Source organism: Coprococcus comes ATCC 27758 (genome assembly GCF_025149785.1).
Lineage (GTDB): Bacteria > Bacillota > Clostridia > Lachnospirales > Lachnospiraceae > Allocoprococcus > Allocoprococcus comes.
In genome coordinates this window covers 3,360,827-3,373,066 of record NZ_CP102277.1, presented here as the reverse complement: position 1 = coordinate 3,373,066, position 12,240 = coordinate 3,360,827, and the positions used below count along the sequence as shown (strand labels likewise).

The following is a 12,240-nucleotide window of genomic DNA, read 5'->3' as shown; positions in this document are numbered from 1 at the left end:
ATTCCTGCCCCATTCATCTTCAAAATAAGCATAATCATACTCTTATATTCTACCTTAAAACGATTTCAGAATCAATCAAAAACCATAAACTTATTCATAATTTCCTTAAAATAAGGGTCGAAACTTTATTAAAACTGCTTGACGGAGACAGCTTTTTTGATTATAATGAAGTACGATGTCTTAAAAACGTAAATAAGCTTCTATTCATATAAGAAGAAATCGATAGGAGGTGGATATCAATGAAGATGACATTCCAGCCAAAGAAACGTTCCAGAGCGAAAGTTCATGGATTCAGAGCAAGAATGGCCACAGCAGGTGGAAGAAAAGTTCTTGCAGCAAGAAGAGCAAAAGGAAGAAAAGTATTATCAGCATAGGTCACATATATGTGGCCTTTTCTTCTATGCAAATTTATGTAAATCGGGAGAATAAAGTATGAAATTTTCCGAATCATTGAAGAAAAACAGGGATTTCCAGTCTGTATACAGAAAGGGAAAACCTTATGGCAACAAGTACCTTGTAATGTATCTCCTGGCGAATGATCTCGGACGCAACCGCGTCGGAATTTCCGTCAGCAAAAAAGTTGGGAACAGCATCATAAGACATCATTTAACAAGGCTGATCCGTGAGAGTTACAGGTTACACGAAGAACAGTTCCAATGTGGATATGATATCGTGATCATCGCAAGGACGACCGCCAAAGACCGGTCATACCATGAGATTGAAAGCGCTCTCATCCATCTGGGCAAACTTCATCACATTTATTCGGACTGCAATTAGCCAGTTCAGTATATCGAGAAGACGGATATACACTACGAGGCACTGAAATTATGAAAAAGATATTATTATATTTGATTCGTTTTTACAGAAAATATTTATCACCTATGAAGGTATATACCCACTGTATTTACATTCCAACCTGCTCAGAATATGCTTTGGAGGCCATTGAAAAATACGGTGCGTTTAAAGGAGGCCTTCTGACCGTATGGAGAATCCTCAGATGCAATCCATTCGCCAAAGGTGGATATGATCCGGTGCCTTAACTAACCTATGAGCCGTCCAAACACCGGGACGGAAATGTTTATGGAGGAAAGGTTATGACAGGAATTTTAATGACACAGGTCAGCACACCGATCATCGGACAGGCTGCCTGGCTGCTCGGTAAGATCATGGATGGTATTTACCGGGTAATGGATTTAATCGGCATTCACAACCTGGGTGTATGTATTATTCTTTTGACAATTGTCATCTACACTTTACTGATGCCGCTCACCATCAAGCAACAGAAATTTTCCAAGATGTCCGCTGCAATGAACCCTGAGCTCCAGAAGGTTCAGCAGAAGTACAAAGGAAAAAATGATCAGGCTTCCATGCAGAAGATGCAGGAAGAAACACAATTGGTTTATGAAAAATACGGAGTATCACCGACCGGCGGATGCTTAAGTATGTTTATCCAGTTCCCAATTCTCTGGGCAATGTACTATGTAATCCGCAACATCCCTGCTTATGTTGGACAGGTTAAAGCGGTATACACACCGATTCTTACCTCTATCATGGCACAGGATGGATGGCAGAAGGTCATGGAAAAGATCGGCGAAGCAAAACCGATCCTTATGTCCGCCTCCAAATATGATTACTCTGATAAAAACGTACTGATCGACGTACTGTACAAATTCCAGACTTCAACCTGGGAAACTCTCGGCAAGAAGCTTCCGGATCTGCAGCCTACGATCGACAGCACCGTCGATACATTAAAGTCCATGAATAACTTCCTTGGACTTAACATTGCGGAAACTCCTATGAACCTCATTAGCAACGGTGTAAAAGCCGGCGCATGGGGAATTGTGATCATGGCAGTGCTGATTCCTGTCCTTTCAGGACTTTCCCAATACCTGAGCGTGAAGCTTTCTCAGCAGACAACTGCAGTTACGAACAATCCGCAGGCTGACCAGATGGCTTCAACCATGAAGACAATGAACGTTACCCTTCCTCTTGTATCTGTATTTATGTGTTTCACATTACCTACAGGTCTTGGAATCTACTGGGTTGCAAGTGCCGTTGTCCGTATGGTACAGCAGTTCTTTATCAACAAACATCTGAATAAGATTCCGATGGATGAACTGATCAAAGAGAATATGGAAAAAGCTGCTGAAAAACGCAAGAACAAAAACGAAGTGGATGCAAGCAATGTAAACAAAATGGCTCATAAGAACGTGAAAAACATTCATGAGCCGGTAAGAACAGCTGCTCAGACAAAAGAACTTGAAGAAAAGCTCGAAGAAGCAAAGAAGAAAAATGAAAATGCAAAGGCCGGAAGCCTTGCAGACAAAGCGAACCTTGTAAAGCGTTTTAACGAAGGCAATAAATAGGGGGACAAGTTAAATGAATGAGATCACAGTATCAGCAAAAACTTTAGATGATGCGATTACAGAGGCTTCCATTCAGCTTGGCGTTGCCAGCGATCAGATGGAATATGACGTAATTGAAAAAGGAAGTGCAGGCTTCCTCGGAATCGGAAGCCGTCAGGCAGTTATCCGTGCCCGTATCAAAAAAACTGTAACAGAAGAAATCAAAGCCGAAGAAATCAAACCGGAAGAGATCAAAAAAGAATTCAAGAAGGATTTCCGAAAAGACCGCAAGGAATTCGTTGGACACAAAGAACGTAAAGAGTACAAAGAACACAAAGAATACAAAAAAGATTCGAAAAAGGACTTCAAAAAAGAGCCTAAGAAAGAATTTGTAAAAGAAAACAAAACAGAAACAGCCTCTGCCGTAACAGCAGCAGCTCCGGTTTATGAAGAAAAGAAAGAACTTCATGTAGCCGTTGTAACAGAAGCTACACAGAAGATCTGTGAGAAATTCTTACAGGAAGTTCTTCAGGCAATGGGAATGGGCGAAGTAACTATCGTATCCTCCATTGATGAAGAAGGTGCTCTTGCAATTGAGATGAGCGGTGACAACATGGGTATCCTGATCGGTAAGCGTGGACAGACATTGGATTCTCTCCAGTACCTCACCAACCGTGTAGCCAACAAGTCACAGGATGGTTATGTACGTGTCAAACTCGACACAGAAGACTACCGCAAAAGAAGAAAACAGACTCTTGAAAATCTCGCAAAGAATATCGCTTACAAAGTAAAACGAAGCAGAAAGCCGATCTCACTGGAGCCGATGAATCCTTATGAAAGAAGAATCATCCATTCCGCTCTGCAGGCTGATGACAGAGTTTCTACCCACAGCGAGGGCGAAGAACCATACAGACGTGTTGTTGTAACACCGAACCGCCGTTAAACAGTAACGCAAATTGGTTGCATACACCGTTATAACTGAATCGTTCACAGTAAACCGCAGTCATTTAATGGCTGCGGTTTTTTTACTGTTCACTCCCGTGTCAATCACTACGCTGTTTGGCACGGAGGATGCACGTTTTATCTTGAATGGCATCTCGCCCATCGCCAAAGGTGATTTAAAATGGCGAGATGCGTTGCTAGTCACAGGTACTGTGAACAGTAACGCGGTTTTTTTCTACTCTTCACAATAGGCACTTCCATTTTGACAGCTTTCGGGGTAAAATGATAACATCGCATTTATTACAAAAGTATAGAAGGAAGCAATAAAATGGGATTTAAAACAGACACAATCGCAGCAATCTCCACAGCAATGACTAATTCCGGAATCGGAATCGTGCGTCTCAGCGGAGAAGATGCGTTTTCTATTATTGACAAAATTTACAAAGGCAAAAGCCCGAAGCTTCTGTCCGAACAAAAAAGCCATACCATTCACTATGGCTATATCATGGACGGAGAGCAGACGATTGATGAAGTGCTGGTTCTTTTAATGCGTGGGCCGCACAGCTACACCGGTGAAGATACTGTGGAAATCGACTGTCACGGCGGTGTATTTGTCACAAGAAAGATACTTGAAACCGTGATCAAATACGGTGCAAGACCTGCTGAACCGGGTGAATTTTCCAAAAGGGCTTTTCTGAACGGCCGAATGGATCTGTCACAGGCCGAAGCCGTGATCGATATCATCAGCTCCAAGAATGACTATGCACTACAAAGCTCGGTAAACCAGTTGAAAGGCTCTGTCCACAATAAGATTAAAGAAATCCGCGAAGTAATCCTTTACCATACCGCTTTTATCGAAAGTGCACTGGATGATCCAGAGCATATCAGCGTAGACGGATATGGTGACAGTCTCCTGGGCGTCGTAAAGGATCTGCAGCAGAAAATCCAGTGTCTTCTGGATACTGCCGATGACGGACGTATCATCAAAGAAGGCATCAAGACGGTTATCGTCGGGAAACCGAACGCCGGGAAATCCTCTCTGATGAACGTTCTGGTAGGCGAAGAAAAGGCAATCGTAACCGAGATTGCCGGAACCACAAGAGATGTCCTAGAGGAAAATATCCAGCTTCAGGGCGTTTCTTTAAACATCATGGATACCGCCGGAATCCGCGATACCTCTGATATCGTAGAGAAGATCGGTGTGGATAAAGCAAAAGAAAATGCAGAAAAAGCCGATCTAATCATCTATGTGGTCGATGCATCCAGACCTCTTGATGAAAATGATCACGAGATCATCGAGATGATCCGGGATAAGAAAGCTGTAATACTACTGAATAAAAGTGACTTATCCACAGTTGTTGATAAAAAGGCATTAGAAACGTTGATAACTAAGCCAATGATCGATATTTCCGCAAAAGAGGAGACTGGGATCCATGAACTGGAATCTACTTTAAAAGAGATGTTTTATCACGGTGATATCTCATTTAACGATGAGGTTTATATCACCAATATCCGGCACAAAACAGCTCTTGCCGATGCACTTTCCAGCCTGAAAAAGGTAGAAGAGAGCATCGAAAACCAAATGCCGGAAGACTTTTTCACAATTGACTTAATGGATGCATATGAATCTCTGGGAAGCATTACCGGAGAGACGATAGGAGAAGATTTAGTAAATGAAATATTCAGCAAATTCTGTATGGGAAAATAAAGACGCATACGACATCGTTGTAGTTGGTGCGGGACATGCCGGCTGCGAAGCTGCCCTTGCCTGCGCAAGACTCGGTCTGAAAACGATTGTTTTCACCGTAAGTGTAGAAAGTATCGCCATGATGCCATGCAACCCGAATATCGGCGGTACCTCAAAGGGGCACCTGGTACGCGAGCTGGATGCGCTCGGCGGTGAAATGGGAAAGAACATCGACAAGACATTTATTCAGTCAAAGATGCTGAATAAATCTAAAGGGCCTGCCGTTCATTCCCTGCGCGCCCAGGCAGATAAGAACAAATACAGCAATACCATGCGACAGACGCTGGAAAACCAGGAGAACCTGGAGATCCGGCAAGGTGAAGTCGTCAATATCCTTGTGGAAGATGGTTCTGTAACGGGCGTTCAGACCTATTCTGGTGCTATATACCGCTGCAAGGCCGTTGTACTGTGTACCGGAACCTACCTGAAGGCAAGATGCATTTACGGTGATGTCAGCACGCATACCGGTCCAAACGGACTGCAGGCAGCAAATTATCTGACCGACTGTCTGAAGGAGCTTGGTATTAAGATGTACCGCTTCAAAACCGGTACACCGGCACGTATCGACAAGCGCAGCATTGATTTCAGCAAAATGGAAGAGCAATTCGGCGACGAGAGGGTCGTACCTTTTTCGTTCACAACGGATCCAGAAGATGTGCAGATTGAGCAGGCTTCCTGCTGGCTTACCTATACCAATCCTACAACCCATGAGATCATCCGTAAAAACCTGGATCGTTCCCCACTTTATTCTGGTATGATCGAAGGCACCGGGCCACGTTATTGTCCGTCTATCGAGGACAAAATTGTAAAATTTGCCGATAAAGAACGGCATCAGGTGTTCATTGAACCAGAAGGTCTGGAAACCAATGAAATGTACATCGGCGGAATGTCAAGTTCACTTCCAGAGGATGTTCAATATGAAATGTACAGAAGTGTGCCTGGTCTTGAACACGCAAAAATAGTTAAAAATGCTTACGCAATTGAATATGACTGTATCGATGCAAGACAGCTTCATCCGACACTTGAGTTCAAATCTATTCATGGTTTGTTCAGCGGTGGTCAGTTCAACGGGAGTTCGGGATATGAAGAAGCAGCCGCTCAGGGACTTATTGCCGGAATCAATGCCGCATTGGAGGTTCTAGGAAGAGAACAGTTAATTTTAGACCGTTCCCAGGCTTATATCGGTGTTCTGATCGATGATCTGGTTACAAAAGAAAGCCACGAACCATATCGTATGATGACTTCACGTGCCGAATACCGGTTACTCCTGCGCCAGGACAACGCCGATCAGAGACTAACCGAAATAGGGCACAAAATAGGGCTTATTTCAGACGAGAGATACCAGATGTTGTTAGACAAAGAAGAAATCATCCGCAAGGAGATCCACAGGCTTGAGCATACCAACGTTGGAACTTCCCAGGAAATCACGGATTTTCTCACAAATTGCGACAGTACGCCTCTTACTTCAGGATCTACACTTGCTGAGCTTATTAAGCGTCCTGAGCTGAATTACAAGCTTCTCGAACCTATCGACCATATGCGAACAGAACGCTTCAGCCGAGAGATTATGGAACAAATTGATATCAACATCAAATATGAAGGCTATATCAAGCGCCAGTTAAAACAGGTAGAACAGTTTAAAAAGCTTGAAACCAGGAAAATACCGACAGATATCGATTACGATGCTGTTCCGAGCCTGCGAATCGAAGCTGTGCAGAAATTAAAGCAGTTCCGACCGCTTTCCATCGGTCAGGCATCCCGTATTTCCGGTGTCTCACCTGCCGATATTTCTGTATTACTGGTATATCTAGGACATTAGACCACCAGATAACCAGACCTGTATTTTGATCTTTTTTGGGATATTACAGAATCCATTATTTCTGGTTTCTGTTTTTCCCTCTATATAGATGTGTACTTTTGAGGGCATCACCCAAAAAGTACACATCTATTTTCAAAGAAATGGTTTTATCGTGTACTTTATAGGGCAAAAAGTATGTTTTTCATCTTTTCGTATACCTTTCAGGTGCATGATTGTATTTTTTTAAAAACATTATCACTTTATCGTGTACCTTTAAGGTGCTATCTTCTCAGAAATTGTGTACCTATTTGGTGCAAAACAGTGTAAATTACTGTTTATTTTCCGCAAAGATGTGTACTTTTAGGGGAAAAAGGAGCAATATGAGTAAAAAATTTGAGCAACAGCTTGCAGAATTAGGTATCACATTAACGCAGACCCAGTTTAATCAGTTTGATAAATATTACGAAATGCTGGTGGAATGGAACAAGGTTATGAATCTCACCGGTATCACCGAGTACGAAGAAGTAAACGAAAAACATTTTGTCGACAGCCTTGCATTAGTAAAGGCTCTGGATATCAGTAAAGTTCAAACCGTGATCGATATAGGAACAGGCGCCGGATTCCCCGGAATTCCTTTAAAAATCGCCTTTCCGCACCTGAAAATCACGTTGCTTGACTCTTTAAATAAGAGAATCCGTTTCCTTGACAGTGTGATTGAAGAGTTAAATCTTACGGATATCCATACAATCCACGGCAGAGCAGAAGATTTTGCCCGTCAGGCAGACTACAGGGAACAGTTTGACCTCTGTGTTTCACGTGCAGTGGCCAATTTATCTACATTATCCGAATACTGCCTCCCTTATGTAAAAGTTGGTGGATTCTTTGTTTCTTACAAATCCGGTGATATTGTCGATGAACTTTCCGCTGCAAAAACCGCAGTACATGTCCTTGGAGGTACACAAAATAAACCAGTTGTATTCCAGCTTCCAGGCAGTGATATCAGCCGTTCATTTGTAAAGATCAAAAAAATCAAGCCTACCGGGAAGAAGTTTCCTCGAAAAGCAGGACTTCCTTCCAAAGAACCTATCCACGGATAAACAGCTATACATGCCTGTAGTCTGTATATGCCACAATGGAAATTGAACTTTTTTCTTTATCTTGAACTTCTGCTATTATTTCTTTTTACAATAGTTCAATTTTAATTGTTATAGTTTATTCTATTTTGTATTTTTGATAGTTCAATTTTTGTATGCTTTGAAAATGTATTTTTATTTTTTTGTATGCAGTTCTGCCAGAAATTTGTTTTCCTATTTCATTTCAAAAAGCGGGTAAGTTCAATTTTTTACCCGCTTAAAATCTGATTTTTTATTTTCATTTAGCTTGATTATTTCTGCAAAAAGCCCAATAATCATCCTTCTGTTTTGTTTTTCAGAGAAAGACAATTTCCATAGAAATTCCCAGAGTTGCATGTCGGTTTTCATGGTGTTCATGAGCAGAATAAGTACCAGTTAAATACCAGTTCTGTTTGCTATTAGATAATCGCAAAAGTTGATCAAGAGCCATATATAGCCAAATGCGGGATGTACACCGAAGTGTACATCCCGCATTTGGCTATAATGTGTACCTGAACGTACTTTATATTATTCAGCAGAGAAAAGGATATCCAGCTGTTCTGCGAATCCTTCCGGTTGTTCAATTTGCGGAAGATGTCTCGTATCCTTTATGCACATGCATTCTATAGCAGGTACATGCTTCTGATATTGTTTAGCAATCTCAATACTGTTTTCATCATATTGTCCAGAGATAATACAGATACTATTTGTCGCCTTGCGAATACAATGATAAATATTTGTCTTTGTATATCCACCTTTGATGCTTGCAAACAAATATTTTGAATGTGCGTTTTCATTATGAGCAGATTCATGGTATATCTTCGTCATCTGATAATCTATCGTATCTTCGTCATACAGATACTTATCCACAAATTTTTCATCAATTGCTTCTCTTGAATGAATAATGTTGTACAGCAGCGTACCAATAATCGGTATTTCGATAAGGAACTTCAGCGTCTTAGTTCTCTTATTCGGACATTTTGCAAGTTCCGTAAGTGACAGTGGATTCACCATACAAATCTTTCCAATCACGTTTTCATCATTTCCGCATGCCATAACTGCAATAGCAGCCGATTCTCCCGTAGCCACAACATCTGCCTTTTCGCCAATGACATGTTTAATAAAATCCGTCAGCATTTGCACATAAAGGAAATTAGTATAAGTAATATTTGGTTTTTCAGATCGTCCACAGCCTAGCAGATCCACGGTATAAACAGTATGCTTTTCTGCAAGAATTGCCGCTACTTTTTTCCATTCTACGCCAGAGCTTTCTGCATCCAAATCATGAAGTAGCAGTAGTGGTTTACCATTTCCCTGTTTTCTATAATAGATTTTTCCAAATCTCCAGTCATAATAATTTCCCTCTGATGAGTTTAACAAGCTGTCTTTTGTTGCCATTTCTATAAGTGTTTTATTTATCAGATGGATTGTAATCGCACCAAGTGTTGCTAAAATCGCACAACTTTTCAATTTATTTTTCATCGTTAATTGTCCTTTCTCCGAATCATTTTTGCCCCGATTCAGCAAGATCATACTCGCAAATAGTATCTGTTTTGTGTAATTTTTCACCTTGCGGCTTATAGATAAGTATACCATAATCTCCTTACAGTTTAAAGATTTTCATCATGTTATTGTTCCTTGGTTTTCGACAAAATGTTTCACGTGAAACATTTTGTTTTCTCTTTTTTCAGCTGCTCATAGCCAAATATATTTTAATATATCTAAAATATGATGATGCCATGGGCAAAAGGTCAGAAAGTCGATGTAAGCTTGCTTGCAAGAGGATTTTTGACCTCTTGACCCGCCAAAAAATGAGTAAGTAGCCATTTTTTTTCAAGAAAAAAATGAGCGGATTACGAATGTTTTTATACATTTTCACATTTCACTTTGTGTAGAATGTTTCGCGCAAAAAATCCCCTTATTTATAAAAAATGCCAAAATAAATGTTTCACGTGAAACATTTAGTAGATTTAGATAAAGTTTAGTGTTACAATTATACCTAGATGTAAATAAAACTTCATATATATTTGCACACTATTAGAAAGGAGGTAATTGCAATGGGACGAATAATTGCCGTTGCCAACCAAAAGGGTGGCGTTGGAAAAACTACAACAGCGATCAATTTATCCTCGTGTTTATCGGCAAAAGGGCAGAAAGTTCTCGCAATCGACATGGATCCACAGGGAAATATGTCCAGCGGTCTTGGTATAGATAAGGATAATGTTGCCTATACTGTATATGATCTTTTAATCGGCGAAGCCACTATGGATCAGGTGTTATGCAAAGAAGCAATTGAAAATCTCGACGTAATTCCCGCAAACATTGATCTGTCTGGTGCCGAAATAGAGTTGCTCGATACTGAGAACAAAGAATACATATTAAGAGATGAGGTGCTTAAGATAAGAAGTAATTACGATTACGTCATTATCGACTGCCCACCTTCACTTAGTATGCTGACAATCAATTCAATGACTACCGCCGATACCGTATTGGTTCCAATTCAGTGTGAATACTATGCACTTGAAGGATTGAGCCAGCTGATTAAAACAATCGAACTTGTAAAAGAAAGATTGAACGAAAACCTTGAAATGGAAGGCGTTGTATTTACCATGTATGATGCCAGAACCAATCTTTCTCTTCAAGTTGTTGAAAATGTAAAAGATAATCTTGATCAGACAATTTACAAAACTATCATTCCACGTAATATACGACTTGCAGAAGCCCCAAGTCATGGCTTACCAATCAACTTATATGATCCTCGTTCAACAGGAGCTGAAAGTTATATGTTATTAGCAGATGAAGTAATTCATAAAGGAGAAGAGTAAGCATGACAGCAAAACGAGGCGGACTTGGAAAAGGTCTGGATAGTTTAATCAAAGAAAATAAAACTGCGAAACATACTGCACCAGTTAAAAAAGAAGTAGTGAATGCTGGACCAATTATGATGAAGATCAATGATGTGGAGCCAAACCGTGACCAGCCGAGAAAACATTTTGAGGAAGATGCTCTCTTGGAACTTGCCGATTCAATCAAACAGTTTGGAATCCTACAACCTCTGATTGTTCAGAAACGGAACGATTACTACGAAATCATCGCCGGCGAGCGTCGCTGGCGTGCAGCAAAGCAGGCCGGTATCAAAGAGATTCCTGTTATCATTAAAGAATACACAGATCAGGAAATCGTTGAGATTTCTCTTATTGAAAATATTCAGCGCGAAAATCTGAATCCAATCGAAGAAGCGCAGGCATACAAACGCTTGCTAAATGAATTCCGTCTGAAGCAGGATGAGGTAGCTGAGCGCGTTTCAAAGAGCAGAACTGCTGTTACAAACTCTATGCGTCTTCTAAAGCTGGACGAGAGAGTACAGCAGATGATCATCGATGACATGATTTCAACCGGACATGCACGTGCTCTTCTTGCAATCGAGGATAAAGAGCAACAATATATTCTTGCCAATAAAGTATTTGATGAAAAGCTCAGTGTCCGGGATACCGAAAAACTTGTCAAAGAACTAAAGAAGCCAAAAAAGGAAAAAGAAAAGCCTGTTATCCAGAATGCATTTGTATATGAAGATCTGGAGGAACGTATAAAGTCAATCATCGGTTCCAAAGTCCATGTCAATCATAAAGCAAATGGAAAAGGTAAAATTGAAATTGAATATTATTCGGACAACGATCTGGAACGTATATTTGAATTGTTAATGTCAATACAGGAAGGAAAATAATATATGGAAAGTAAAATTCTAAAGTCACTTGGAATTGATCCGGCGTATATATTTCTTTTTCTTATCATGCTGATCATATTGATGTTTCTTCTTTATATTAATGTTAATATGAAATACAACCGTCTGAAATCAAGCTATAACGTATTCATGCGCGGACAGGACGGTAAAACGCTCGAAGAAAGTTTCAGTGCAAGATTCGATGAACTCGACGAGCTTTCCAACATTGCCCACGAAAACAAAGCGGACATCCGCATATTGTATCGCGCGTTGCGAAGCAGCTACCAGAAAGTAGGTATTGTAAAATACGATGCTTTCGGTGAAATGGGTGGAAAACTCAGCTTCGCCCTCACAATGCTTGACAATGATAACAATGGATGGATCCTCAATTCCATGCACAGCAGAGATGGCTGTTACACTTATATAAAAGAAATTGTGCGTGGTGAAAGTTACATTGAGCTCTCTGAAGAAGAGGCCGAATCACTAGATCAGGCCGTTTACCAGGAAATGTATGATCCGGATGTACAGGATGCGATCAAACCACAGTAATAAAAATAAAGAAATAAGACAGGAGA

12 protein-coding genes are annotated in these 12,240 nt (G+C 40.6%); 11 read left to right on the top strand and 1 reads right to left on the bottom strand.

Features of this window, described 5'->3' with window-relative positions:
* Nucleotides 1–239: 239 nt before the first annotated feature.
* The 8 genes from rpmH to rsmG all read left to right on the top strand — a co-directional run bounded on the left by rpmH (nucleotide 240) and on the right by rsmG (nucleotide 7,929).
* Nucleotides 240–374 carry a 50S ribosomal protein L34 gene (gene rpmH, locus NQ556_RS16425; RefSeq protein ID WP_022220244.1) on the top strand — a complete coding sequence of 45 codons (135 nt, stop codon included), beginning with the start codon at nucleotides 240–242 and terminating at the stop codon, nucleotides 372–374.
* A gap of 58 nt (nucleotides 375–432) precedes the next feature.
* Nucleotides 433–777, top strand: a complete 345-nt coding sequence (rnpA, locus tag NQ556_RS16420; RefSeq protein WP_008371385.1) for a ribonuclease P protein component — start codon at nucleotides 433–435, stop codon at nucleotides 775–777.
* Nucleotides 778–827: 50 nt separating this feature from the next.
* Complete coding sequence (gene yidD, locus NQ556_RS16415) at nucleotides 828–1,040, top strand: membrane protein insertion efficiency factor YidD (RefSeq protein ID WP_008371384.1); 213 nt, start codon at nucleotides 828–830, stop codon at nucleotides 1,038–1,040.
* Nucleotides 1,041–1,094: 54 nt separating this feature from the next.
* Nucleotides 1,095–2,366, top strand: a complete 1,272-nt coding sequence (locus NQ556_RS16410; RefSeq protein WP_008371383.1) for a YidC/Oxa1 family membrane protein insertase — start codon at nucleotides 1,095–1,097, stop codon at nucleotides 2,364–2,366.
* 13 nt (nucleotides 2,367–2,379) lie between these two features.
* On the top strand, nucleotides 2,380–3,288 hold the full coding sequence (gene jag / locus NQ556_RS16405) for an RNA-binding cell elongation regulator Jag/EloR (protein ID WP_022220246.1): 909 nt from the start codon (nucleotides 2,380–2,382) through the stop codon (nucleotides 3,286–3,288).
* Between the two features lie 327 nt (nucleotides 3,289–3,615).
* The gene (gene mnmE, locus NQ556_RS16400; RefSeq protein WP_008371374.1) at nucleotides 3,616–4,995 is read left to right on the top strand and encodes a tRNA uridine-5-carboxymethylaminomethyl(34) synthesis GTPase MnmE; all 1,380 of its coding nucleotides are present in this window, start codon (nucleotides 3,616–3,618) and stop codon (nucleotides 4,993–4,995) included.
* Entirely contained in the window at nucleotides 4,961–6,853 is a 1,893-nt protein-coding gene (gene mnmG / locus NQ556_RS16395; protein ID WP_008371372.1) for a tRNA uridine-5-carboxymethylaminomethyl(34) synthesis enzyme MnmG, read from the top strand. The genes mnmE and mnmG overlap by 35 nt, the downstream gene beginning before the upstream one ends.
* A 359-nt stretch (nucleotides 6,854–7,212) precedes the next feature.
* Complete coding sequence (gene rsmG, locus NQ556_RS16390; protein WP_008371371.1) at nucleotides 7,213–7,929, top strand: 16S rRNA (guanine(527)-N(7))-methyltransferase RsmG; 717 nt, start codon at nucleotides 7,213–7,215, stop codon at nucleotides 7,927–7,929.
* A gap of 543 nt (nucleotides 7,930–8,472) precedes the next feature.
* Here the strand turns inward: rsmG and NQ556_RS16385 are convergent.
* The gene (locus NQ556_RS16385; RefSeq protein WP_044998885.1) at nucleotides 8,473–9,426 is read right to left on the bottom strand and encodes an alpha/beta fold hydrolase; all 954 of its coding nucleotides are present in this window, start codon (nucleotides 9,424–9,426) and stop codon (nucleotides 8,473–8,475) included.
* Between the two features lie 575 nt (nucleotides 9,427–10,001).
* Here NQ556_RS16385 and NQ556_RS16380 point away from each other — a divergent pair.
* Genes NQ556_RS16380 through NQ556_RS16370 form a run of 3 tightly spaced genes read left to right on the top strand, consistent with a single transcriptional unit; the run spans nucleotide 10,002 to nucleotide 12,214 of the window.
* Nucleotides 10,002–10,769 (top strand): ParA family protein, encoded by a 768-nt coding sequence (locus NQ556_RS16380; RefSeq protein ID WP_008371366.1) that lies wholly within the window; start codon nucleotides 10,002–10,004, stop codon nucleotides 10,767–10,769.
* 2 nt (nucleotides 10,770–10,771) lie between these two features.
* Nucleotides 10,772–11,668 carry a ParB/RepB/Spo0J family partition protein gene (locus NQ556_RS16375; protein ID WP_022220352.1) on the top strand — a complete coding sequence of 299 codons (897 nt, stop codon included), beginning with the start codon at nucleotides 10,772–10,774 and terminating at the stop codon, nucleotides 11,666–11,668.
* 3 nt (nucleotides 11,669–11,671) lie between these two features.
* On the top strand, nucleotides 11,672–12,214 hold the full coding sequence (locus tag NQ556_RS16370) for a DUF4446 family protein (RefSeq protein ID WP_008371363.1): 543 nt from the start codon (nucleotides 11,672–11,674) through the stop codon (nucleotides 12,212–12,214).
* Nucleotides 12,215–12,240: the final 26 nt, after the last annotated feature.